The sequence below is a fragment of the Paraeggerthella hongkongensis genome (assembly GCF_003726035.1).
Taxonomy (GTDB): domain Bacteria; phylum Actinomycetota; class Coriobacteriia; order Coriobacteriales; family Eggerthellaceae; genus Paraeggerthella; species Paraeggerthella hongkongensis.
On sequence record NZ_QICD01000008.1, the window covers coordinates 13,619 to 37,609 of the forward strand.

At 60.1% G+C, this 23,991-nt stretch carries 20 protein-coding genes; 11 read left to right on the forward strand and 9 right to left on the reverse strand.

The features are described 5' to 3' along the window. Nucleotides 1-9: 9 nt before the first annotated feature. A complete protein-coding gene (locus tag DMP08_RS05580) occupies nucleotides 10-1,758 on the reverse strand; it encodes an N-6 DNA methylase (RefSeq protein ID WP_123191974.1) in 1,749 nt (582 codons plus the stop codon). Between the two features lie 1,238 nt (nucleotides 1,759-2,996). Here DMP08_RS05580 and DMP08_RS05590 point away from each other — a divergent pair. The 7 genes from DMP08_RS05590 (at nucleotide 2,997) to DMP08_RS05610 (ending at nucleotide 8,560) form a co-directional block, all read left to right on the forward strand. Continuing rightward, nucleotides 2,997-4,523 carry an amidase family protein gene (locus DMP08_RS05590; protein ID WP_123191976.1) on the forward strand — a complete coding sequence of 509 codons (1,527 nt, stop codon included), beginning with the start codon at nucleotides 2,997-2,999 and terminating at the stop codon, nucleotides 4,521-4,523. 440 nt (nucleotides 4,524-4,963) lie between these two features. After that, nucleotides 4,964-6,463, forward strand: coding sequence for a SulP family inorganic anion transporter (locus DMP08_RS05595; RefSeq protein ID WP_244596828.1), 1,500 nt, complete (start codon nucleotides 4,964-4,966; stop codon nucleotides 6,461-6,463). Further along, complete coding sequence (locus tag DMP08_RS12630) at nucleotides 6,405-6,656, forward strand: STAS domain-containing protein (protein ID WP_244596829.1); 252 nt, start codon at nucleotides 6,405-6,407, stop codon at nucleotides 6,654-6,656. Before DMP08_RS05595 ends, DMP08_RS12630 begins: the two co-directional genes overlap by 59 nt. 195 nt (nucleotides 6,657-6,851) lie before the next feature. Continuing rightward, the gene (locus DMP08_RS05600; protein ID WP_123191977.1) at nucleotides 6,852-7,298 is read left to right on the forward strand and encodes a zinc ribbon domain-containing protein; all 447 of its coding nucleotides are present in this window, start codon (nucleotides 6,852-6,854) and stop codon (nucleotides 7,296-7,298) included. 165 nt (nucleotides 7,299-7,463) lie between these two features. Next, nucleotides 7,464-7,883, forward strand: coding sequence for a peptide deformylase (locus tag DMP08_RS05605; protein WP_123192028.1), 420 nt, complete (start codon nucleotides 7,464-7,466; stop codon nucleotides 7,881-7,883). Nucleotides 7,884-7,913: 30 nt separating this feature from the next. Further along, nucleotides 7,914-8,087, forward strand: a complete 174-nt coding sequence (locus tag DMP08_RS12495; RefSeq protein WP_170158408.1) for a hypothetical protein — start codon at nucleotides 7,914-7,916, stop codon at nucleotides 8,085-8,087. A 62-nt stretch (nucleotides 8,088-8,149) separates the two neighbouring features. After that, complete coding sequence (locus DMP08_RS05610) at nucleotides 8,150-8,560, forward strand: peptide deformylase (RefSeq protein ID WP_123191978.1); 411 nt, start codon at nucleotides 8,150-8,152, stop codon at nucleotides 8,558-8,560. 73 nt (nucleotides 8,561-8,633) lie between these two features. Here the strand turns inward: DMP08_RS05610 and DMP08_RS05615 are convergent, their stop codons facing one another. Next, complete coding sequence (locus DMP08_RS05615) at nucleotides 8,634-9,635, reverse strand: asparaginase (protein ID WP_123192029.1); 1,002 nt, start codon at nucleotides 9,633-9,635, stop codon at nucleotides 8,634-8,636. Nucleotides 9,636-9,950: 315 nt separating this feature from the next. Between DMP08_RS05615 and DMP08_RS05620 the strand changes: the two genes are divergently transcribed. From DMP08_RS05620 to DMP08_RS05630, 3 genes are all read left to right on the forward strand, one after another. Continuing rightward, the gene (locus DMP08_RS05620; protein ID WP_123192030.1) at nucleotides 9,951-11,372 is read left to right on the forward strand and encodes an amidophosphoribosyltransferase; all 1,422 of its coding nucleotides are present in this window, start codon (nucleotides 9,951-9,953) and stop codon (nucleotides 11,370-11,372) included. A 161-nt stretch (nucleotides 11,373-11,533) separates the two neighbouring features. Then, nucleotides 11,534-11,896, forward strand: coding sequence for a hypothetical protein (locus tag DMP08_RS05625; protein ID WP_123191979.1), 363 nt, complete (start codon nucleotides 11,534-11,536; stop codon nucleotides 11,894-11,896). Nucleotides 11,897-11,911: 15 nt separating this feature from the next. Next, nucleotides 11,912-12,490, forward strand: a complete 579-nt coding sequence (locus DMP08_RS05630) for a hypothetical protein (protein WP_211328395.1) — start codon at nucleotides 11,912-11,914, stop codon at nucleotides 12,488-12,490. On the opposite strand, the gene DMP08_RS05635 is transcribed toward DMP08_RS05630, so the two are convergent. From DMP08_RS05635 to DMP08_RS05655, 5 genes are all read right to left on the reverse strand, one after another. Then, entirely contained in the window at nucleotides 12,457-13,440 is a 984-nt protein-coding gene (locus tag DMP08_RS05635) for a helix-turn-helix transcriptional regulator (RefSeq protein WP_123191980.1), read from the reverse strand. The two genes, DMP08_RS05630 and DMP08_RS05635, sit on opposite strands and share 34 nt — an antisense overlap. A gap of 125 nt (nucleotides 13,441-13,565) precedes the next feature. Beyond that, entirely contained in the window at nucleotides 13,566-14,555 is a 990-nt protein-coding gene (locus tag DMP08_RS05640) for a diaminopimelate dehydrogenase (protein WP_123191981.1), read from the reverse strand. Between the two features lie 217 nt (nucleotides 14,556-14,772). Continuing rightward, a complete protein-coding gene (gene fdhF, locus DMP08_RS05645) occupies nucleotides 14,773-17,484 on the reverse strand; it encodes a formate dehydrogenase subunit alpha (protein WP_123191982.1) in 2,712 nt (903 codons plus the stop codon). Then, nucleotides 17,477-19,354, reverse strand: coding sequence for an NAD(P)-binding protein (locus DMP08_RS05650; RefSeq protein WP_280176548.1), 1,878 nt, complete (start codon nucleotides 19,352-19,354; stop codon nucleotides 17,477-17,479). The genes fdhF and DMP08_RS05650 overlap by 8 nt, the downstream gene beginning before the upstream one ends. A gap of 112 nt (nucleotides 19,355-19,466) precedes the next feature. Then, nucleotides 19,467-20,432 carry a C-terminal binding protein gene (locus DMP08_RS05655; protein ID WP_123191984.1) on the reverse strand — a complete coding sequence of 322 codons (966 nt, stop codon included), beginning with the start codon at nucleotides 20,430-20,432 and terminating at the stop codon, nucleotides 19,467-19,469. A 94-nt stretch (nucleotides 20,433-20,526) separates the two neighbouring features. On the opposite strand from DMP08_RS05655, the gene DMP08_RS05660 reads away from it, so the two are divergent. Further along, nucleotides 20,527-21,486, forward strand: a complete 960-nt coding sequence (locus DMP08_RS05660; RefSeq protein WP_123191985.1) for an L-lactate dehydrogenase — start codon at nucleotides 20,527-20,529, stop codon at nucleotides 21,484-21,486. A 77-nt stretch (nucleotides 21,487-21,563) separates the two neighbouring features. Here DMP08_RS05660 and DMP08_RS05665 read toward each other — a convergent pair whose 3' ends face one another. Both DMP08_RS05665 and DMP08_RS05670 read right to left on the reverse strand, forming a co-directional pair. Next, entirely contained in the window at nucleotides 21,564-22,283 is a 720-nt protein-coding gene (locus DMP08_RS05665) for a response regulator transcription factor (protein WP_170158409.1), read from the reverse strand. Further along, nucleotides 22,280-23,941: an ATP-binding protein gene (locus tag DMP08_RS05670; protein WP_123191986.1), complete on the reverse strand. Its 1,662-nt coding sequence runs from the start codon at nucleotides 23,939-23,941 to the stop codon at nucleotides 22,280-22,282. The genes DMP08_RS05665 and DMP08_RS05670 overlap by 4 nt, the downstream gene beginning before the upstream one ends. Between the last annotated feature and the right edge of the window lie 50 nt (nucleotides 23,942-23,991).

The window sequence follows — 23,991 nt, forward strand, 5'->3', positions numbered from 1 at the left end:
ACATACCCCCTATCCCTCGTCCAGGAGGCTTGCCATCTTTTGGCGTGCCTTCTCGATTGCCATCTTGTGAATGGTAATCTCCTGGCGGAGGGCCTCGTAGCGATCAATAATTTTTGCCTGTTCATCAATGCTCGCTATCGGGACCAAAATGTCGTCGAAAGCCTTAGCAGGAATGCTTGGCATGGTAGTGCCCACGCATGCCCTTCGGAGTTGAGCAACACCCTGATCGGTGCAAAGATAGAGTTTCACGTATCGAGGGTCGACCTTTGCACGGTCGAGGCTGATGATGTAGAGGTTTCCCGTTGCGAGGATCTTCTCGCCCTCAGGTACATCAGCCACTGCAATCTTGAAATTGGGGCCGATTTTGGAGAGCAGTAGATCGCCGTCTTTTACGCAGTACTTATCCTGACTCGGCTCGATCTCCGTGAGGTAGGGCAGGTCGTCTTCGATTTCGCCATCGATGATGTTTTGAAGCATCAAGTACCTAAACTTGGTGGAAGTGTTGGAATTGAACTCCTCGAGCTGCCTCTTGGCCCAACCGGATCCTCGGGTGATCTTGAGCGAGAGGTTCTCAACCGAGATGCCGTCTTTCACTTCGATGGCCTCTCCAAGGTGCCGCTCTGGGTTAAGGATGAAGCCGTCGGCTGCGAGATCGTCATAGGTCATACGTCTACTGAGACCTTCGTCGTCCTTGTTAAGAAGCTCCAAGATCCTTGCGATGTCACCGTCTGAGAAGGTCGTTTCCCTACGCCCTTTCTGACATAGCTCAGACGCGTCGATAAGCCTAACTGCGTCATTGCCCTTCGAAAGTATGACCATGGTTGTCGGGATTCCCGTGCAAGGGCTGAACATGCCTGCAGGCAGTGCGATTACAGCCTCGATCCAGCCATTGGCGATGAAGTGACGGCGAATCCTCTCGTCTGCGCCGTTGTAGGAGCTTCCGCGCGTCATGACCCCAACCGCTTTTCCGCCTTCCTTCAGCCTTGCGATGAGCTGAAGGTTGAAGAGCCAGTCGCTAGACTGGAAATGCGGGATGCCCTCGTAGCCCTGCAACTCGATGGCCTCGAGCACCTCCTTCTTAAGGGAGCCCATCTTCATTGCGAAGGGATAGTTGGAGAAGCATTTGTCGAAGGTTCCGTCAATGCGAAACATGTCAGCTTGCTCAACAGTAGCGTTTGGGCCTATAGCTTCTGTGCGCATTTTCGCAATCGCCACGGAAGTCAGGTTGATGTCGCATCCGTAGACAAGCTCGCAGTCGGCTTCCTTGGATGCTCTGACGAGAAAAGATCCAGTTCCTGTTCCGAAATCGGCCACACGGTTTCCCTTGACGATATCCAGGGCCTTGACTGCGAGTTCGGTAACGCCGCGCGGGGTGATTCCCTCGAATCCCATGAATTGGGAAGCAAGGCCTTCCTCCAGTTCGATGTCGAGAATGATTTTCGCAAGTTCCTCGGGATCGTCAGGGAGGATTCCGTAGACCTTCCTCACGGCATCCGCGGAATTCGAAAGGTAGCGTCCGGACGCGAAGACGTCCTCGACAAGATGGGAGATATGGCCGTCCTCGTCGTTTTCGTGAACTACCTCAATGAGGTCACTAACAATATCATCGCTAGTTGCGATGCCTGCGTTGAACTGGGTAAGAGCCGCCCTCTTGGCGTGACAGATCGCCATGACGGCAATAAAGCTGTAACCACGGTCAATCACTGATCCGCGAAGAGCGTTGGCGACTTCCCATGCAATGTTGCTCGTCTTTTCCAATGTTGCCTCCTTGGTTTACGACTACCAAATTCTTGTTTAAGGACACTATATCATCTCTTTGGTAATCGTAAACCAGAAATTCTTGGTAATGAAGAACCATGTTCGTATTGAGGGTTCACACCCGCCTCCCGCGTCGGATTAGCGATCGGCGAGCTTGAGAGCGAATCATGAGGAACAGTCGGTTGCACTAAGGAGCCACAGGCAAGTCATGGCTCTCAGCCCTTGCAGGCCCGATCTTGTTGATATCACCCCTGAAGTAAAGGCGGGTGACACCAAACGCCCCTAGCGCTCACGTGCAAGCCGATGAAGAAGCGGGGGTGTCTCTGGCTGTATCGCCGAGCCGGCATGCTGCTGCAAGCTCTTCGCGCAACCTTGCCAACCCTCGAATCGACGCCACCTATGGCAATGGTCGATGAAGCCAAACCTTCGTCATGCAGGCAATCATTCTGGTTGCCTCGTTCGGTCCAACCATCTTCGGCTCGAATTCACACTCGTAGCAGGTAGGCTATCCAGCCATCCTGAATCCATTGCACAGAACCCCCTATGCCGGGACGTCCTCCTTCGCCTTCCTTGGCTCCGCCAAACTCGCTCAGAACCAGGCTCTTCAGCCAAGGCGCGAAAAACTTTTGCTGCGCAAAACTCGGGCCCTACCGGGTTTTCGCTTGATTCCTTGCCCTCGGCCAGAACCTGCGCGGCTTTTGGATCACGAGGCAGGCCCAGAACTCGAATGCTGCGTCAAAAGTTTGAAGAAGGACGAGCTGCAGAAGCAGCTCTACAACGCGCTCATTGAGCTTGAGGAGAGAACCGGTACTGGTAGCTTCGCTTAGGCGATAGCAAGCCTCTGAAAGCGAGCTCAAGACCTAGGCTTTCTCGGCCAGATAGGTCATCACCTTTATGAAGATGACTACAGGAGCAAAAAGCAGCGCAAGAAGAGCGTCGAAACATCCCGGCCTCCTCACGCCATCCCCTTTCGACAAATCACTCCCTGCAGAACCCAGAATATCGCAATCGATGCGTCCACCATGCGCCAAGCATCGGACAACAAGCTCTCCCGCCCCTCCCGCCTCTCCGCCCCAACCTTAAAAAGACCTGAAATCCCATTTGCCGTGGTATAAAGACCCCAAGCAACGAAAGACCCCCTTGAGGAATCGGCCTTCCGGACGGAGCACCATCGCCCATGGAGCAACCGGAAACGCAAGAACTGCGCCGCATTCCCCAAACGAAGCGAAGAGGCATCGATGAAAACAACCGTGAAGATCGCATTGATCGTGATACTTGCCCTAGCCGGCATCTCCCTAGCTACGTTCATGCTCCTGAAATCGCTCACCCCCAATCAGGAAGAGCGCATAGCCTACGACAAGGACAAGCAGGTCGCGCTCATCGACTCGCAGCTTGCCGGGATGGACCTCGAAAAGATCCGCGCGAAAAAAGACCTGATCATGGAGAAGTCCATCGAAGACCTGCATGCGGCAATCTCGAAGGGCGAACTAACCTACGAAGAGCTGACGGCGTTTTACCTGGACCGCATCAAAACGTACGATGCCGGCAAAAAGGGGCTCAACGCAGTGGCGGCAATCAACCCGAAAGCGATAGAGGAAGCCCGCGCCCTCGACGCGAGCCCCGCAACCCCGACGGGCATGAGGGGAATCCCCGTCCTCCTCAAAGACAACATCAACACGAACACCATGCCGACCAGCGGCGGCACCTACGCGCTCAAGGACTTCACGCCAAGCGACAACGCCGAAATGGTAACCGCCCTCATCAATAGCGGCGCCATCATTTTGGGCAAGTCGAACCTGTCGGAGCTTGCGAACTTCATGGACACGAGGATGCCAAGCGGCTACAGCTCCAAGGCCGGCCAAACCCACAACCCCTTCAATCCCCTCGAGCTCTCGCCGGAAGGCTCCAGTTCCGGAAGCGGCGCAGCCGTTGCCGCGAACCTCTCCGCAGTGGCGATCGGAACGGAAACCACAGGCTCGATCATCGCCCCGTCGGCGATCCATTCGATCGTCGGGTTCAAGCCCACGAAAGACGCCATCTCCGCCGCGGGCGTGATTCCGCTGTCATCCACTATGGACACCGTAGGGCCCATGACGAAAAACGTGAAGGACGCAGCCGCTCTCTACAACGCATCCATATCGGATACGTCGAAGGCCGTCAACGAAAACCTCGACGCCGACTTTCTTAAAGGAAAGAGAATCGGCATTGTCGGCAAAGATCCCGATCAGGCCCTTGCCAACAAGATAAAGGCCTGCGGCGCCGAAGCGGTAGCGGTCGAGCTTCCGGAAGAAGGAATCGACAACGAGCACATCATCAACCAGGACTTCAAAAACGACCTCAATCGGTATCTGCAAACCTACAATGCGCCGGTAAAAAGCCTCGCGGAGCTGATCGCCTTCAACAAAGAAGACGCGAGCAGACGAGCAAAATACGGCCAGGACCTCCTTGAAGAGGCAAACGAGGTGAACGAATTCGACAAAGCGAAGGTCGAAGCGATGGTTAAAAAGGCACAGAGCCGAATCGACGACCTGCTTCGCGACAACAAGCTCGACGCACTTGTCTTCTACGACAACGAAGGCGTCCTTCTGCCCGCCACGGCAGGATGCCCCGAACTGACGGTGCCGGCTGGCGTTTCGGACGAGGGAGCGCCAAAGGGAGCTACATTCATCGCAAGGCAGAACGAGGACGAGAAGCTGCTCAACATCGCCTACAGCTTCGAGCAGAAAACCGCCGGGCGCGCGATCCCCCAGAACTACCTGAAGTAGGATCGCCCGCCGTCAATGAGCGGCGGGCTACGTCGTTGATGGGCTCCCTCGAACAATCGAGCAGCCCCTTCGAATACGCTCAAGCCAAATCAAACGCAAGTGGCTATCGTGCCAGCAAAACGCCTAGAAAACTAAACTTCCCGACGATTTCGCAACGGGCAGTCGCTTCAATTCCTATGGGTTTCCAGGCAACAAATCGCGCACCCGCCAGCATCACTGCAACAAACGCAAGCTACCCGCAAAGCTTCGAAACGGTCGCGCGCCCCAGCCCTCTCTTGGTTGCCATATCGTCATTTGCGCGATAGAATGCACATTCTCGTCGCAAACACCAACTGCAAAATAGAAACACTCGCGTTCCGTCCAGCGCTACGCTTGGGCGGAACGTCGCGTTTGCGCGGGCAGAACACCATGAAAGCCGACACGACCCAGAAGAATCGACTATGCAACGCGACAAAATCAAACCTATCCTGTTCAGCATCATCAAGCATTCCAGCAAAGAAGAGCTCAAGAAGCAGCTGCCCAAAGACATCGTTTCGGGCATCATGGTGGCAGTAGTGGCCCTGCCCCTCTCCATCGCCCTCGCCATTGCCTCCGGCGTCAGCCCCGAAAAGGGGCTCTATACGGCCATCGTCGCCGGGTTCCTTATCGCTTTCTTAGGCGGAAGCCGCGTGCAGATCTCCGGTCCCACCGCGGCGTTCGCCACCATCGTAGCCGGCATCGTGGCTGCAGACGGCATAGACGGCCTGATCGCCGCCACCATCATCGCTGGCGTCCTGCTTATGCTCATGGGATTTTTCAAGCTCGGCGCCATCATCCGCTTCGTGCCCTACACCATCACCACGGGCTTCACCGCGGGCATCGCGGCAACGCTCGTCATCGGACAGGCGAAGGATTTTCTGGGACTCACTTTCCCCGCGGGCGCGCCCACGGTTGAGACCATGGACAAGCTGCAGGCCGTAACCCAAAGCATCGCCACGGTCAACTGGCAGGCGTTCGCAGTGGGCGTCGTGTGCCTTGCAATCCTTTTCGCCTGGCCCAAGGTAAGCGAAAGGATCCCCGGCTCCCTGGTGGCGCTGATCGCCGGAGTGGCCATGGTGAACGGCTTCGGAATGAACGTGAACACCATCGGGGACCTCTACACCATCAACAGCGGACTGCCCGCCTTCCACGTTCCGCAACTCAACCTGGACATATTCCGCGAGCAGATGATGAACGGCGTCACCATCGCCATTTTGGCCGCCATAGAATCATTGCTGTCCTGCGTGGTCGCCGACAGCATGATCAGCTCCCACCATCGCAGCAACATGGAGCTCGTAGCCCAGGGCGCGGGCAACGTCGCATCGGTGCTGTTCGGCGGCATCCCCGCAACGGGAGCCATCGCCCGCACGGCCGCGAACGTCAAAAACGGCGGGCGCACCCCCGTCGCCGGCATGACCCATGCGCTGGTGCTGCTCATCGTCCTGGCGTTCTTCATGCCCTACGCCGCCTTCATCCCCATGCCCACCATCGCGGCCATCCTGCTGCACGTCGCGTACAACATGTCCGGCTGGCGCAACTTCGCGCATCTGTGCAAAACCACGTCGAAGGGCGCCGTCGCCACGCTGCTTCTAACCTTCACGCTGACCATCGTGTTCGACCTGGTGGTAGCCATCGGCGTGGGCATGCTGATCACCGTGGTCCTGTTCATGAAGATGGTCAGCAAGGAAACCGAGGTCCGCGGCTGGAAGTACTACTGCGACGAGGACTCCGAGGTCACCCACCTTCGCGAACTGCCCAAAAGCGTGCGCGTGTACGAGATCAACGGCCCCCATGTTCTTCGGCATGACCGACCGCATCACGGACATTTCGGTAAAATCGTTCACGAAGTACCTGATCATCCGCATGCGTGGCGTTCCCTCGCTCGACTCCACGGGCATGAACGCACTGGAGAACCTGTATGACTACTGCCGCGAAAACGGCGTGAGCCTCATCTTCTCGCATGCCAACGAGCAGCCCATGAAGACCATGCGGCGCGCAGGCTTCGTGGATTTGATCGGCGAAGATCATTTCCGCGGCAACATCGACGACGCCATAGCCTACGCGCACCAGCTGCTCGATGAGGAGAATCGTGCCGCTCACAAGCACGCACGGTAGCGCAAGCGCACCGCCAAGCCAAGCCTCAACGTTGCCCGAGCGCCACGCGCGCAAGCTCCAACATGCGCGTGGCCCAAAAACCTAGCCGCCGCTGCCACCGCGCGCAACAACTCGTTGCTTTACGCCTTCGCACCTCGCATGGTTCAATGTCCTTGCGGCGCATCGCCGCTCCCGGCTCGCCTGAAAGGACGCCCCATGACCATCGCAGACATCCTCGTTGCCATGCGCAAAGAGCGCAACCTCACGCAGCAAGACGTCGCCCGCAAGCTTTTCGTAACGCGCCAAGCGGTATCTCGCTGGGAAAACGGCGAAACCACGCCCGGCATCGACATGTGCAAGCTGATCTCGGCCACCTTCGACCTCCCCGTCACCCACTTGCTCGAGATGCCGGACGGAGACTACTGCCAGAGTTGCGGCATGCCTTTCTACCAGCCGAAAGACCACGGCAGCGAAGCCGACGGGGCTCTTTCCGCCGACTACTGCTCATGGTGCTATCGCGACGGCGCATTCGTCGAAGACGAGTCGCTTGAGGAGCTTATCGAGCGTTGCGCCCCGTACATGGCCGAATCCTGCCACGTTTCACGCGACGAGGCCGTCTCGTTCATGGGCGCGCTGCTCCCCCACCTCAAGCGCTGGAAATAGCAACCGGAAACACCCGAACCACATGCAAGGAGAATGCACCGAACTCGCCTTGCATGCTCCCACGCCCCCTCAGGCTTCCTCGTGATAGAATTCGTCGAGGAAAATCAACCCCGCAGCGCGCACGCAGCGCCGCGGGCGTTTCAAACCCACGAAGACGGGAGCATCATGATCAAGGAACTGGTAAAGGACGAGGCCATCCTCTCGCAACCCTGCGCTGCAGCCACCGCCGAAGACGCGTCGGTTGCGCAGGATCTGATCGACACGCTGACCTCGCTCGAAGGCGCCGCATGCTTGGCGGCCAATCAAATTGGAGCCACCACCTGCGTCGTCGCCTATCTTGACGACAACGACCAGCCGCACGTCATGTACAACCCCAAGCTGCTGCAGGCGCTCGGCGCGTTCAAGACCGTCGAAGGCTGCCTTTCTCTGGAAGCCGATTCCAAGGTAACGCGCTACGACCGCGTCAAAATCGCCTACGAAGAGCTGGTCGAGGGCGCGCTCGTTCCTCGCAAGAAGGACTTCAATGGTTGGACGGCCCAGATCATCCAGCACACGATCGACCACTGCAAGGGCAAGCTGGTCTAGTTCGCACAGTCAGAGCAGCAAGGACGCATCATGGCAAAACCATCCAGCAACCCCGACCGGGACCGTTGGATCCGCGCGCTCGCCTCAAAAGGCGGGCGCGCCGCTTCGGCTCCGCTCAACCGCAACCCGCGCGCCGGCATCGGCCCGAACAAGGCCTCGGGCCACAAGGGCGGCATCAGCCGCCAAGGCTCCAAACGCGGTTGACGCATCAACGACGGCCTCCGCACCGCACCGCCCCCGCAGCCATCCCCTCGAAAGGCCCTCCCGTGATCAAGCCCATCATGAGAAACCAAACGTTTCTTGCACAGCCCTGCGCGCCGGCGACAGCCGCCGATGCCCAAACGGCGCAGGACCTGCTCGACACGCTGGCCGCCCACTCGCACGAATGCGTCGGAATGGCCGCCAACATGATCGGCGTGCCGAAGCGCATCATCGTATTCGACGACGAGGGCACGTCGCGCATCATGTTCAATCCGGAAGTCATCAGCTGCGCAGGCCCCTTCGAAACGGAAGAAGGCTGTCTCTCGCTCCTTGGCAGGCGCACCGCCACACGCTACCGAACCATCAAGGTTCGCTACGAAGACGAGGCGTTTCGCTCCAAGACGAAGTCGTTCGCCGGGTGGACCGCGCAGATCATCCAGCACGAGATCGACCACTGCAACGGCATCGTGATCTAGGCCGGCGGGCAGCTGCGCGATCCCGCAACCGCTCGCGCAGCGAAGCCCCGCGCGAGCAACCCGCGCGAAAGCTTTAGCCCTCTACCGTCCGATCGTGATTCACCACCCGATAGAACAACGATCGAATCTCGTCCGCATCGGTCGTTTGCCCAAGGGCCCACATGGTCTTCGCCATCAAAGCCTCGGTGGTCATATCGCCGCCCTTGAGAATGCCGGGATGGTCGGCAAAGGCTCGTCCCACTTCGTACACGCCCAAATCGCACCCCTCTTCGGGCACCTGCGTGGTCATCACCAGGGTTTTCCCGGCATCGACCCAGTCGAAAAGCGCCTGATGGAAGTCGTGGTACGCAGGAATTCCCCCAATACCGAACGTCTCCACGATCACCGCATCGTAGTCGCGCTCCAAAAGTTCGAACACGCTTGGGCTCATTCCCGGCGTCAATTTGAGAACGAACACGCGCTCGTTCAGGCGATCGAACAGACGAAGCGACCCCTCGTCCGCGCATCGAACGGGCGAGGCCGCCCGGATCACACGATCGTTCCTGATGAGGGCTATCTCGGGAAAATTAACGCTCGTAAACGCGTTGAAGCTCATGGTGCGCTGCTTGCGCGCGCGAGTACCCGCGATCACCGAGCCGCCGAACGCAACGGACACGTCGCATGATCGATCGTCAAGCGCGTACAGCAAGCTTTGGTACACGTTGAGTTTCGCGTCGGTGAACGGACTGCCCATGGGCTGTTGCGAACCGGTCAGCACAATGGGCTTTCCGCTCCCCTGGATCAGGTACGAAAGCGCCGCTGCCGTATACGCCATGGTGTCGGTGCCGTGCAGCACCACGAACCCGTCGTACGCATCGTAGGCACGCGCGATTTCGTCGCGAACGAGCATCCAATCAGCAGGTCGCATGTTCGTGCTGTCGATGTTCATAGGCTGCACCACGTCCAACGCGCACAAGCCCTCCACCTGCGGCACGAACCGAGCAAGCTCCTCGCCGGTCAGCGACGGGGCAAGTCCGCAGCCATCCTCGGCTGAAGCGATGGTGCCCCCGGTTGCAATCATCAAAATCTTCTTCATGCGCACGCTTTCCCTCGAATCCTTTGAACGAAACAACAGTACCTGCCTCCACGCAAGCGCGAACGCTCCGCTCGAAAATTCCATCAAGCCCCCAGCTGCACCCAAAGCCGTCAGCTCGAAAGAGCGCACCGCACGCCCCTTCGGCCCTGCGCGCGGCCTTAGATGCGACTTCATAAAGTCGACGGCGCCGCCGCTGCCCGCGCTTCTCATGCAGAAACCGCGAATCGTCCCACGACCTCGACCTTGCAAGGCTTCAGGAGCTTTATACTGATGCTTTTGCAGGACGAGGCGGCAGGGCAAGACGAAAGGTACATAATGGGCGGATTCTTCGGGGCTGCATCACATCATGATGTGGTGCTGGACGTGTTTTTTGGCGTGGACTACCACTCTCACTTGGGGACGCGGCGCGCAGGCATGATCTTCCACGACGACGAGGGCTTCCAGCGCGAAATCCACTCGATCGAGAACACGCCGTTTCGCACGCGCTTCGAAGACGATCTTCCTGGCTTCCACGGATGCAGCGGCATCGGCTGCATCAGCGACACCGACCCGCAGCCGCTTCTGGTGCGGTCGCATCTGGGCACCTTCGGCATCACCACCGTAGGCGCCATCAACAATGCCGAACAGCTGGTGGAATCCTACTTCACCGACGGCAACCGCCAGTTCATGGCCATGAGCTCCGGCGCCGTCAACACCACCGAGCTGGTGGCTGCGCTCATCAACCAGAAAGACGACTTCGTCTCGGGCATCAAGCATGCGCAAGATGCGATCGAGGGATCGCTCACCTTGCTGATCATGACCGAGGACGGCCGCATCATCGCAGCGCGCGACAAGGTGGGACGCCTCCCCGTGCTCATCGGCAAGAACGACGACGGGTTCTGCATCTCGTTCGAGTCGTTCGCGTACCACAAGCTGGGCTACGACGACGAATACGAGCTGGGCCCCGGCGAAATCGTGCGCATCGACGCCGACGGATACCAGACCATCGCCCCCGCAGGCGACAAGATGAAGATCTGCGCGTTTCTGTGGGTGTACTACGGCTACCCCAACTCGAATTACGAAGGCGTGAACGTCGAGGTCATGCGCTACCGCAACGGTGCCGTCATGGCGCGCAACGAAGCCGCCGCCGGCACCCTGCCCGACCTGGACTACGTGGCGGGCGTGCCCGATTCCGGCGTACCGCATGCCATCGGATACGCAACGGAGTGCAAGACGCCGTTCGCCCGCCCGTTCATCAAGTACACGCCCACGTGGGCGCGTTCGTTCATGCCCAGCAACCAAGAGGTTCGCAACCGCGTGGCCAAAATGAAGCAGATCCATATCCCCGAGCTTATCCGCGACAAGAAGCTGCTGTTCGTGGACGATTCCATCGTACGCGGCACCCAGCTGCACGAAACGGTGGACTTCCTGTACGAATGCGGCGCGTCCGAGGTGCACATGCGCTCGGCTTGTCCGCCCATCATGTTCAGCTGCAAGTATCTGAGCTTCTCAAGCAGCAAGTCCGAGATGGACCTGATCGCGCGCCGCGTAGTGCAGCAGCTCGAAGGCGACGAAGGCCAGGAACACCTGGAGGAATACGCCGACAGCTCCACCGAGCGCGGCCAGTGCATGCTGCACGCAATCTGCGAGCAGATGGGCTTCGATTCGCTGGGTTACCAGTCGCTTGACGGTATGCTGGAAGCCATCGGCATCGATCGCGACCAGGTATGCACCTACTGCTGGAACGGCAAGGAATAGCCTTTTTCGACAACGCTTGCTCGACGAAAAGAACCGCTTCGGCGGTTCTTTTTTCATTCTCCCATTTTATTCAACAATTGTACCAATAGTGGTACTCATAACTCACCCCTTCTCCGGTACACTGCGCAGCATACTCGCCAGATCCAAAGCAAGGAGGCCCCATGAGCACCGCAGCCATCGCAGCCCGGCATATCGATACCGACCGTTCCTCCCGCACAACCGCGCGCGCCTCGCATGCGCAGACCTCAGCAGCGAACCCGGAAATCCGCGCGATAGCCGGCGGCCTCTACCCTGGCCGCAAGCAAGCGCTTCACGCGCGAAACCAGCACGGCATTGCGAAGCATGAGCCCTCGAGCGAGCGTATCGACCGACGCAGCACCGCCCGAAATGACACCGCAGCGAAGCCGCGTCTCCTTCAGGGAATGCAAGGCGTCGGCTACAACCTGTCATCAGGCGAGCGCACTATGGCGGCAGGCGCGGGAATCCTGTTCTCCCTGGCGGCAATCGCAGCCATGATGCCCTAAAGGAAGGAGGATACCGTGAAGGACACTTTGGCACCGTTGCAATCGCAGTCTCGACCATCGCTTCGCCCGGCCTCCGCAGATGCGGCGGCCGTCTTCGCAAGCCTGTACCGACGCTGGAGCGGCGATGCTCGTCGCCTCTCGCGCGAAAGCATGCAGGCTGTCCGCAGCGCAACGGGATCGCGCATCGTCGACGTGCTTTCCATATGGGACGAACAGGAAGCATGCTGGCTGGCCGACGCACCCACCATGATCAGGCTCGACACTTGCGACATCACCGCATTTGCCATGCATAGCCCGCTCATAGCCATCCACCGCGGCCGTGTCGAGACCGACTCGCCCATTGCAACCTTCGGGTCACACAGCCGCTTGGAAAACGGTTCGCGCGCATCGCAGCCCTTCTTCTGGAGAAGCGTCCGGCCCTGCTCCTACGCATTAGGGCGCACGGTGGAGCGATTCGCGTTCGAAACCGATGGAAGAAAACGCCTCCTGGCCCTTGAGGCCCATCTGGACGATGGAGGATGGCTGCGCATGAGCAGCTTCGGCATCGACTCCGAGCGATCCTATTCGTATGCGTCGAGGATGTTCTTCAAGTAATCGCGATACGCATTCGCAAGCGCCGCGGGCTTTTCGATGCGCACCCGACTGCCGAACTGGGCTACCCAACCGAAAAACGCCGGACTCTCGACAACGGCCACGTGCACGCGCGCATGATCCTCCCCCGCCGATGTGACGGGAACGTCTTCGCCGAATCGGTCGATCACGCCGCCCATGGCTTCGCCGGATACCAAAAGCGTTGCGGAAACCGGCTCGCCTCCGTACATGCCGAACGCCCGCTGCTCCAGCTTCCCCGCATCGAACGTGGCAATGCGGTCGTTGCGCGAAGCAGGCTCGTCAAGCAGAGCGATATGCTCCATACGGTCCACTCGGTAATGAGGAAACCCGTCGTGCTTCTCGTTGTATGCCACCAGGTAGTAATAGCCGTCTGCGTACACCAGCTGCACGGGAGTCTCCTCGTAGCGCCGACCGTTGCGCTGCCGAACCCGGCGCTTTTGCGCATCGTACTTGAAGTAGAGAAACGACACTTTGCAACGCTGCGCCATAGCGCGCTGAAGCTGATCCACGTTGGCCAGCACCGACTCGTTCTGCATCTTGATGCGACCCTCAACATGCAAGCGCCTGGTCAGAAGCGCCCGCTGGCGTTCGGGAGCCAACCGCTTCACGCTGCGAACCAGCTTGTCGCTCATGCGCTGCGTCAGGAAGCGCGAGCTTTGCACTGCGTCCACCAACAAGGCAAGTTCCGAAAGCGTGAAATCTCGCGAAGCCAACGCGTACTCGACCGGGGCGCAACGCCGCGTGCGTATGTCCATGCCGAAAGCACGCAACGCCTCGATGTCGCGGTACACCGACTTGCGCTCGGCCGAAATACCGAGCGCCCCTAGCCGCTCGAGGATCTCGGCCATAGTAAGGCCGCGCTCGTCATCGGTTTCATCTTGAAGCATCTTCATGAGATACAGCAGCTTCAGCTTCTGGCGGTTGACGGCCATGCACGCTCCTTTTTCAGCCATGTCTTCAAACCCCAGTATACAAGCGCGCCCCAAAACTATCGCAAAAAAAAGGCCCTGCCGCTTTGAATAAACGGCAGGGCCTTTCCATGCATAACGTTTAACGGCTACAGCATTTCAGCGCGCAGTTCCTCGCCGCTTTTGGAGGACAGGTACGCCGGGGCAATGTCGAACATCGTCTTGCAGCCCGTCTGGCCTTCGCGGCTCAGGCGATGCGCCGCACGGGCGCAGGCCGTGAGCACGCTGCCCGTGAACTCGGGGTTGGAATCCAGCTTCAGCGAGAACTCGACCACATGGCGATGCTCGCCGTTTTCGCCGGTCAAGCCCGAACGGATCACCGAACCGCCGTGGGGAATGCCCGCATGGTCACGATCAAGCTCTTCCTGCGAGATAAACATGACCGTGGTGTCGTAGTCGGCAAAGTAGTTCGGCATTTCGACGATGGCCTTTTCGATGGCTGCCAGATCGGCGCCTTCCTCGGCCACCACGAAGCACTCGCGCGTATGCTTCTCGCGCGTGGTCAACTGAGGATTCCGACCGGCGCGAACGGAATCGAGCGCCGCAGGAACGGGAACCGTGTACTGACGAGCGTCGGCCACGCCCTCGATGCGACGAATCGCATCGCTATGACCCTGGGAAACGCCGCGGCCCCAGAACGTGTAGTCGGCGCCTTCGGGCAGAATGCAGTTCGCGTACAGACGCGCAAGCGAGAACATGCCCGGATCCCAACCGGCGGAAATGACGGCGACCTTGCCGCCTTCCTTTGCCGCCGCATCCACGTTCGCAAAATGCGCGGGGATGTTCGCGTGCGTGTCAAAGGAGTCCACCACGTTGAACAACCCGGCGTACGCCGGCGTCTGCTCGGGCAGGTCGCGCGCGCTGCCGCCGCACAGGATAAGGACGTCTACATCGTTTACGTGCGCTGCCAGGTCATCAGCGGAGTACACCGCAACACCCTCGGTCAAAGGCTTCACGGAAGCAGGGTTGCGTCGAGTGAATAGAGCGACCAGCTCAAGATCGTCGTTTTGCCGACAGGAAAGCTCCACGCCCCTGCCCAGATTGCCGTACCCCAAAATGCCGATGCGCGTTTTCGTCATATGTCGCTCCTTGCACTCGTTTGTACCCATGCATTGAATGTATGAGCCCATGATGGACGACCGCAACCAACGTCGTCAACGAACGCAATGCGACTCCAAGAAAGCCCCATCGTGCTGAAACGAATTGGAAACGTTGTCGGGAATACCCTCCGAAAGCGCGCTTTCGGAGGGTATTCCCGACGCATTGCCATAGGTGTCGATTCGCGCCCGTCCGCTCCTACGCCTTCTCCACCCGAATGGCGCACACCTTGTACTCGGGCGCCTTCGACACGCGGTCGAGCGCGGCGATGGTCAGCCAGTTGCTGTTGCCGTCCTGGAAATGGAACGGCATCCACGTTTCACCCGGGTTGGTCTTGCCCGATACGCGCGCCGTCGTCTCGATCTGGCCACGACGCGACGACACGCACACGCGGTCCCCGTCGGACACGCCCAAAGCCTCCGCATCGCATTCGTGCAGCTCGATGAACGAACGATCCGCAACCTCGTTCACGCCCTGCGCGCGAGCAGTCATCGCGCAGGCGTTGTACTGGTACAGAATGCGCCCGGTAGTAAGCATGAGCGGATACTCCGCATCGGGCAGCTCCACCGAAGGCTGGTAGCTTGGCGTGGAGAACGACCCCACGCCCTGCGAAAACTCGCTCACATGCAGAATGGGCGTACCCGGGTGATCTTCGTTCGGGCACGGCCATTGCAAACCGCGCCCGGCAACGCCCTCGCCGTCAAGGCGCTCGTGGCTCATGCCGCCGTACGTGGGCGTGACGGACGCCACCTCGTCCATGATCTCAGCCGGCGTCAGGCAAGGCTGAACATACCCCATCCGGTTCATGACCTCGGTGAATATCTCGGTATCCGGACGCGCGCCCGCCAAAACGTCCACCGCCTTGCGCACGCGCTGCACGCGACGCTCGGTGTTCGTGAACGTGCCTTCCTTCTCAGCGTAGCTGCAACCGGGCAGAATCACGTCGGCGTACTTCGCCGTCTCGGTCATGAACAGGTCGTCCACCACGAAGAAGTCCAGCGACTCCAGCGCGCGAATCACGTGCCCCGTGTCGGGATCGGTGCGCACAGGATCCTCGCCGAACAAAAACAGCCCCTTGATGCCGCCCTCGATCATGGACGGGAAGCACTCGGTTGCCTTCACGCCGCGCTCGCGCGGCAAGCTGGTGCCCCACGCGCGTTCGAAGCGACGCACCACCTCGGGATCGGCCACCTTCTGATACCCCGGCAGATCGTCGGGTCCGGCGCCCATGTCGCACGCGCCCTGCACGTTGTTCTGACCGCGCAACGGATTCACGCCGCCGCCGCGCTTGCCCAAGTTTCCCGTGATCATGGCGATGTTTGACAGCGCCATCACGCCGTCGGTGCCGGTGGAGTGCTCCGTCACGCCCAAGCAGTACACGATGGCGGCCACGCGGGCCTTGCCGTACATCTTGGCCGCAGCCACCAGATCGCGTTGGTCGACGCCGCAGATGTCCTCCACGCGCTCCGGCACGTAATCGCGCACCGTTGCGGACATGATCTCCACGCCTTCCGTGCGCTCCTCCACGAAATCCGCATCGTAGAGGCCTTCGCGCAGGATCACGTTCACCATGCAGTTGGCGAAAGCCACGTTGGTACCCGGGCGCAGCTTCAAGTGAATGTCCGCCTGCGCGGCCAGCCCGATGTCGCGCGGATCCACCACGATCAAGCGGCACCCGCGCTCCACCGCGGCGCGTATCTGCATGCCGATGACCGGATGAGCCTCTTCGGGGTTCGACCCCACCAGCATGATCACGTCGGCTTCGTTCACCACGTCTTCAATTGAGTTCGTCATCGCTCCCGAACCAAGCATGGTTGCCAGACCGGCAACCGTGGGAGCGTGTCAAACACGCGCGCAGCAGTCGACGTTGTTCGTCTGCAGCGCCGTTCGAGCCATCTTCTGGAACAGGTAGATGTCCTCGTTCGTGGAACGCGAACAGGCGAACGCCGCAAGGGAGGCTCCCCCGTGCTCGTCGCGCAGCTCCGTGAAGCGACGAGCCACCAGATCAAGCGCGTCATCCCAGGTAGCAGGTTCGAATTCGCCTGTTTCGCGATTCTTGACAAGCGGCGTGCGCAAGCGATCGGGCGCATCGACGAAGTCGAAGCTGGCCGAGCGCCCCTTCACGCACAGAAGGCCGTTGTTCGAGGGACCGGGCGCTCCCTCCGCATCCACGATGCGCCCGTCTTTCACCACCAAGTCGAGCTGGCATCCCACGCCGCAATGCGGGCACGTGGTGCGCACGCGATTCGTCTCCCATGAGCGGTACGTCGCGCGGCGCTTCTCCGTGAGGGCCCCGGTCGGGCAAGCCTGCGCGCACGTGCCGCACGACTCGCAATCGGTCATGCGCCAATCGGCTCCGAAAGGCGCCTCGATAACCGTGCGGACCCCGCGCTTCCCCGCTTGCAACGTATGATTGCGCGCAGCGCTGTTGCACGCGCCCACGCAACGCTGGCAACGAATGCACAGGTTGGGATCGTGCGAAAGAAACGGATTGGCATCCAGCACGGGCTCGCGCTTCTGCGCAACCTCGAAGGAAGACTCCAGCACGCCGTACTCGCGGCAAAGCGCCTGCAGCTCGCACGCGCCGTTCTTGTCGCACGAGAAGCAGTAGTGCGTCGAATCAAGCCCATGATCGGCGATGATGAGATCGAGCGCGACGCGACGGTACGCCTCCACGCGCGGCGAATCCGTGGTCACGACCATGCCGTCTTGCACGGGCGTCGAGCATGCGGGAACCGGATGGTCCAAGCCCTCCACGTCCACCACGCACACGCGGCACGACGAAACGGCTCCCGACCTCTTCAAATAGCACAGTGTGGGAACGCGCACGCCCGCCTCGCGCGCAGCGTCCAAAACGGTCGCCCCCTCGCGCACCTGCACAGCGCTCCCATTGATCGTGATGCTAGGCATACTGAACCCGGCCCCCTTCCAACGTTCCCGGTCCGAAGCAGTCGCAGCGCAGGCAGCGCCCGCACTCCTGCACGGCTTCTTCGCGGCTCATCTCAATCTCGACTCCTTGGAAATCGCGTTTGCGTTCGCGAGCCGGACGTTCGGTTATCTCCACGCGCCCCTTGGGCGTACGGTCGTTCGGACGCGCAACGGGAACCTCCACGTCGCAGCGCAGCTTATGGCTGTAGCCCAAGAACTCGTCGATGTTGCGCGCGGCGACCTTGCCCGCTCCGATGGCGCGAATGGCCGTCGCGGGTCCCGTCTGGCAATCGCCGCCCACGAACACGTTGTCGAAGCCCTCGGCGCGCAAGCGCTCATCGGCGTTGAAGCAACCCCAGGTGGTCGCCATGCCGAACTCCTCGAACGGCGCCGACACCACGTTCTGCCCCACCGCGATCAGCACGATATCGGCCTCGATGCGGCGCTCGGGCTTGTTCGCGGCCACGGGCGCGGGTCGACCGCCGCGCACCGCGCCGATCATCTGCGGTTGGGTGACAAGCGCCGCGCATCGCCCTTCCGCGTCCTTCTCGACGGCCACGGGCGCCTCCAGGACGATCATCTCGACGCCCTCGGCGATAGCGCTCTCAACTTCGATGGGCAAAGCGGTCATGTCTTCCTTGCGACGGCGGTACACCACCGACACGTCGTCGGCGCCTGCGCGAACCGCCGTGCGCGCGCAGTCCATGGCCACGTTGCCGCCGCCCACCACGACCACGCTCTTGCCCGAGAAATCAGGATAGTCGCCGTCGCCGATGCGGCCCAGCATATCGACGGCCGACATCACGCCTTCGGCATCCGCGCCCTCGATGCGCAGGCTCTTGCCCGTTTGGGCGCCGATGGCCACGTACACGGCATGGTAGGTGTCCGCGATCTCGCGCATCTCGGTCAAGCCGATGGACTCGCCGCAGCGCGCGGTGATGGTGCCGGCGTTCATGATGCCGCGGATGTCCTCGTCCAGCCGCTCGCGCGGGAAGCGATACGCGGGGATCCCGTAGCGCAACATGCCCCCCAGCTGCTCGCGCTCTTCGAACACCGTCACGCGATGCCCCATGAGCGCGCAGAAGTACGCGCAGGTCAAGCCACTCGGCCCGCCGCCGATGACGGCAACGGTACGCGCCGTGTCAACGCTGCGCGGCGGCACGGCAACGGTATCGGCGGGAGCCTGATCAACGGCGAACTTCTTGATGCCGCGAATGTTGAGGGGCGCGTCGATGAGCGTGCGGCGACAGCGCTCCTCGCACGGATGCTCGCACACGAGCGCGCACGCCGTGGGGAACGGATTGTCCTTGCGAACCATCTGCACGGCACCGGCGTAGTCGCCTTCGGCCACCAGCGCAATGTAGGCGGGAACGTTCACGTGCGCGGGGCAGAGCGTTTCGCAGGGAACCGACTGGCCCACGCCCGCTTGGCAGCACCCCCGCTCCACATGGCTTTCGTATTCCGCAGCGAACGCGTCCATGCCCTCGAGCAGCGCATTGGCGGCTTCATAGCCGATGGCGCAGTCTGCCGTATCGCGCACCATACAGGCCAACGCGCGCAGTCGTTCCAACGTCCCGGCGTCGGCGTCGCACGCCACCACGCGCTCGAGCAACGCGGCAAGCTGCGGCAAGCCGTCGCGGCACGGAACGCACTTGCCGCACGTTTGCAGAGCGCCGTCGCGCAGAAGCGACAATTGGGCGGCAAGCGGGCACATCCCCGGCGGAGACGCCTCCACCCGTCGTTCGTGCCTGTTCAGCTGTTGGGCGATACGCGCGTCGTCTTTCGACTTCGGCGCAATCGATAATGCGGTCACGTCCATCCCCCACATTCGATGCAATGATTCGCTCGACATGTCATTTCGGTAATGCTTAAAAGTACTCGAACAAGCAGAATACCAGAGGACGAATCTGCGCAGAGACATGAAATCGCCGGAAAACGGCGCCGATCCGCCCGCCCGAGCCGCCTTAGTCGAACACGGAGAAATTCAAGCAGTCGACCGGACGCCGACCCAGCACCACGTCGATCGCGCTGCGCATGGTGCGCGTACGCAGCTCTAGCCCGGATTCCTCGGACCAGTACGCCGCATGCGACGTGAGCACGGTATGGGGAGCGCGCAACAACGGATGGTCGAAATCGACCGGCTCCCCTTCGTACACGTCGATGCCGGCGCCCCACAGCTTCCCCGCCTCAAGCGCCGACGCCAAGGCCAAAGTATCCACCACCGCGCCGCGCGCCGTGTTCACCACTACGGCGTCGTCCTTCATGCGGGCCAAACGATCGCCGTTCACAAGATGATGGGTCTCGGGCGTAAGGGCAACATGAAGGCTGACCACATCCGAGGACTCCAGCAATTCATCGAGCGGCACGATATCGTAACCCTCCGGCGTACGCCGACCCGGCACCAGCGAACGCGACCAGCACGCCACGTGAAAACCCAGCCCGGCAGCCTTGCGCGCGGTGGCACGACCTATATCGCCCATGCCCACCACGCCGAACACCCGGCCGCGCACCTGGCCTAAAGGACGGCGCCGCGCATAGTCCCATACGCCCGCACGCATGTCCGCATCGATTTCGTTCAGTCGACGAAGGACGCATAAGGCCAGGGATATCGCATGATCGGACACCACCTCGGTGCCGTATCCGGGAGCAGTGCATACCGCAACGCCACGCTCCGTCGCCGCCTCCACATCGATGGCGTCGTAGCCCACGCCCGTGCGGCTGACCACGCGCAGCCGAGGAAGCTTCTCGAACGTCGCGCGCGTCAACGTGCTGTACGAAGTGACTATCCCGTCCGCGTCGGCCGCAAGGCGAGCGACGTCCTCGGGCCCGCGCGAATCAAAGCACGCGAAGTCCACGCCCGCATCGCGCGCCATGCGCTCCTCGAAGTCCATGTTCTCGAAATCGCTGTCGATCATAACGATCTTGGGCATACTTCGTCCTTCCTCGATGCGCGGTCTTGACGAACGCTAGGGGTTCCAGTAGGGTCGCGTAAACCATAGAATCGCGCTTGGGAAAGGTCGCAGTATGAAAAAATCGGTCGACGGCCGCAAGGTCGCCATCATAGGATGCGGGTTCGTGGGGTCGGCCACGGCCTTCACGCTGATGCAAAGCGGTTTGTTCTCGGAAATGGTGCTGGTCGACGTCGACCGCAATCGGGCCGAAGGCGAAGCGCTCGACATCAGCCACGGCATGCCCTTCGCCAGCCCCATGAACATCTACGCCGGCGACTACGACGACCTTGCCGACGCGGCCATCGTCGTGGTTACGGCCGGAGCCAACCAACAACCTGGCGAAACGCGACTTGACCTGGTACACAAGAACGTGGGGATCTTCAAGTCCATTATTCCCGAAATAGCGAAGCGAGGCTTCGGCGGCATCCTTTTGGTGGTGTCGAACCCGGTGGACATCCTCACCTACGTGGCCTTGAAGCTCTCCGGCCTTCCCGAGGATCGCGTGATAGGATCCGGCACGGTGCTCGATACCGCGCGCTTCAAGAACATCCTGGGCGAGCACTTGGGCGTGGACCCGCGCAACGTGCACGCCCGCATCATCGGCGAGCACGGCGACAGCGAGATCGCCGTCTGGAGCCTGGCGAACGTCTCGGGCATTCCCGTGAACGACTTCTGCGAGATGCGCGGCCATTTCGAGCATGAGGAGTCCATGCAGCGCATCGCAGAGGACGTGAAGAACAGCGCCTACGAGATCATCGCGAAGAAAAAGGCCACGTATTACGGCATCGCCATGGCGGTCAAGCGCATCTGCGAGGCCATCGTGCGCGACGAGAAGCCTATCCTTCCCGTATCGAACTACCAAAACGGCGGAGAATACGGCTTGGACGACGTGGTTCTGAGCCTGCCCGCCGTCGTAGGCAAAGACGGCATCGAGTATCGCGTGCCCGCACCCATCAACGAGGAGGAGCTCGCCGCCCTGCAAGCATCCGCCGCCAAGCTGAAGGACGTCATCGCAGAGCTGGATCTGGACTGAATCCGGGGCAGGGAGCAAGGCAGATACCGGGGGGTGCTCCGCCCCCGGTCTCACCCACCCCGCAGCCGTACCCTTGCCTACACCCGTTCGGCAAATTTATAGCCAACGCGCCAAACCGTAAGGAGGTACTTTGGCTGAGATGGGTTGTCCTCGATCTTTTCGCGAATCTTGCGCATGAACACGGTGATGCTGCTCTCATCCACCTCGCTATCCGCGCCCCAAATATGTTCGTAGATCTGGCCTCGCGTAAAAACCTGCCCTGGACTGGCGGCCAGCAAAGCCAGTATCTCGAATTCCTTTGCGGTCAATTCGACCCGCCGTCCTCGCAAGCGCACCTCGTATTGGTTGAACAGGATCTCCAGGTCCCCCGTGCAATTGCTCCCCTCGCGACTGACGGCTTTCGCAAACGACAGATCGTCGCGATGCCGACGCAGGTGCGCCTCGATGCGCAGCAACAGCTCATCGGAACTGAACGGCTTCACCACGTAATCATCGCCACCCGCCTTGAAGCCAATGCTCTTATCGACGATATCGCCTTTTGCCGATAGGAAAACAATGGGGATGCGTCGCCCTGCCTCGCGCATGCGCAAGCACACGTCGAAACCGTTCATTCCCGGCATCATCACATCGAGCAACAGCAGATCAGGCTTCTCCGTAGCAAGCATGGCCAAGCCGCTCTCCCCGTCAAACGCAGCGCAAAAAGCATAGCCCGCCTCTTCGACGACGCGCCTCATGAGGACATGCAAGCCTTCGTCATCATCAATGAGCATGATTTTCGAATTGGCAACCACGTTCATTCCCCTGTTCCCCCTACCGGTATACGCACGACGAACACGCTCCCTTCGCCCAGTGCGCTCTCGACCGATATAGTCCCCTCGTGCATCTCAACATATTCCTTCGCAAGGGCCAGCCCCAGGCCCGTTCCGTTATAGCGTCGCGAAGCCGATGAATCCGCCTGCACGAATCTCTCGAAAATACGCTCCTGGTCTTTCTCCGCGATACCGATTCCCGTGTCGGCAACTTCGATCCACACCTGATCGCACTCTGGATGGTGGCCGATATGCAGATCCACAGAGCCTTCCTCGTGCGTGAACTTCACAGCGTTTCCGCACAGATTTTCAAGGACATGGCGCATTTTATCAAAATCAGCCCGAACCAAAGGAACGTCCGGATCAATTTGGCACGCAAAACGAATGGCTTTGTGGTTCGCCAACGGTTGAACGACGGCTTGAACCATGCCAACGACATCCCCAAGATCCACCATCTCCGTACTCATCAGGATTCTTCCAGCGTCAAGTCTGCTCATTTCCAAAATGTCGTTAATCATAAGAAGCAGCGCCCGACTGTTCGCTTCTATTTCACGCCGCGTTTCGGCCTCCCTTTCATCCAAAGGATCACGTTCTTTGTTCAAAAGTTCGGTGAAGGCGATGATGGACGTGAGCGGCGTTCGAAGCTCATGGCTCATCATGGCAAGAAACTCCGACTTGTAGCGGTTGTCGTCTCGCAATCGATCGTTAGCCCGCTCAAGCTGCACGCGATGATCCTTCAACACTTCGTTAGCCCGAGCCAACTGCGCCGTACGCTCGCTTACCTGCGACTCTAATCCTTCATAGAGATCGGAAAGCTCATGAGCCATTGTGTTAAATTCCCCGACAAGCGTATTCAATTCCAAGGAAGATTCCGCGTCGGTAAGCTGCACATCAAGATCGCCTTCCTGAATGCGGGCCACTCCACCGCGAAAGCGCTGCAATGGGCGTATGACCAAATGGGAAAGCGCCACGTACACAATAGCCAAACATGCTATTAAAAGGCCGACGAAGAAGAGCACATCCTGCACGATGTTTTCACGCGAAGCGGCGGCGTACATATCCATAGGTATGACAATGCTGATAGCACCGCCGATATCATCGATTTCCCATCCTTCTTTAGGATAGCCAGTCACATCGATCTCACCCTTAGGACCGCCATGGCACTCAAGACAGCTGCGCTCTATCTTCATGGGGGCAAGGTAGCGAAACACTTCACGACCTTTATATTCGGTAACCGCGTAATACTCCTTGGTATCTGGCTTCTCATTGAAGGCCGTCAGAGCCTTTTGCTCAAATGCATCGGGCTGATCCTCTTGATTGCGAGGATTGAAATTAACGAATCGAGTCTCGTATCCCGATTCTATCGTGAATAGTTTTCCAATGCTTCTTCCCGCAATAGCGCAATGAAGCCCCTGGTATACACCGTTTTTCGAATAAGCCGTGGACTCGAATTTGTCCTGGTTGGAAGACATGAAGTCCCACACTGCCGACATCTGCTGCGAGAGAACCTGCCCTTTCTCTCGCAGTTCCGTTTCCGTTTGCACGCGCTGAGCATGTGATGTCCAAACTAGATTAACGCCTAGAAAAAGCGCAAACAGCACCACCATAAGCACTGAGAATTTTGTCTTCAGTTTGATGTTTCTCACTCCAGCCCCTCCCCCTTTGAGCGGCCTTCATTATAGGATGAAACAACCAC

Excerpts from the sequence above, each read along its gene's own strand:
- DMP08_RS05620 (WP_123192030.1), top strand. The coding sequence starts at position 9,951 with ATGGGCGGATTCTTCGGGGCTGCATCACATCATGATGTGGTGCTGGAC.
- DMP08_RS05655 (WP_123191984.1), bottom strand. The coding sequence starts at position 20,432 with ATGCCCAAGATCGTTATGATCGACAGCGATTTCGAGAACATGGACTTC.
- DMP08_RS12495 (WP_170158408.1), top strand. The coding sequence starts at position 7,914 with ATGGCAAAACCATCCAGCAACCCCGACCGGGACCGTTGGATCCGCGCG.
- DMP08_RS05660 (WP_123191985.1), top strand. The coding sequence starts at position 20,527 with ATGAAAAAATCGGTCGACGGCCGCAAGGTCGCCATCATAGGATGCGGG.
- DMP08_RS05600 (WP_123191977.1), top strand. The coding sequence starts at position 6,852 with ATGACCATCGCAGACATCCTCGTTGCCATGCGCAAAGAGCGCAACCTC.
- DMP08_RS05605 (WP_123192028.1), top strand. The coding sequence starts at position 7,464 with ATGATCAAGGAACTGGTAAAGGACGAGGCCATCCTCTCGCAACCCTGC.
- DMP08_RS12630 (WP_244596829.1), top strand. The coding sequence starts at position 6,405 with ATGCGTGGCGTTCCCTCGCTCGACTCCACGGGCATGAACGCACTGGAG.
- DMP08_RS05640 (WP_123191981.1), bottom strand. The coding sequence starts at position 14,555 with ATGACGAAAACGCGCATCGGCATTTTGGGGTACGGCAATCTGGGCAGG.
- DMP08_RS05635 (WP_123191980.1), bottom strand. The coding sequence starts at position 13,440 with ATGGCCGTCAACCGCCAGAAGCTGAAGCTGCTGTATCTCATGAAGATG.
- DMP08_RS05595 (WP_244596828.1), top strand. The coding sequence starts at position 4,964 with ATGCAACGCGACAAAATCAAACCTATCCTGTTCAGCATCATCAAGCAT.
- DMP08_RS05615 (WP_123192029.1), bottom strand. The coding sequence starts at position 9,635 with ATGAAGAAGATTTTGATGATTGCAACCGGGGGCACCATCGCTTCAGCC.
- DMP08_RS05650 (WP_280176548.1), bottom strand. The coding sequence starts at position 19,354 with ATGTCGAGCGAATCATTGCATCGAATGTGGGGGATGGACGTGACCGCA.
- DMP08_RS05625 (WP_123191979.1), top strand. The coding sequence starts at position 11,534 with ATGAGCACCGCAGCCATCGCAGCCCGGCATATCGATACCGACCGTTCC.
- DMP08_RS05665 (WP_170158409.1), bottom strand. The coding sequence starts at position 22,283 with ATGAACGTGGTTGCCAATTCGAAAATCATGCTCATTGATGATGACGAA.
- DMP08_RS05590 (WP_123191976.1), top strand. The coding sequence starts at position 2,997 with ATGAAAACAACCGTGAAGATCGCATTGATCGTGATACTTGCCCTAGCC.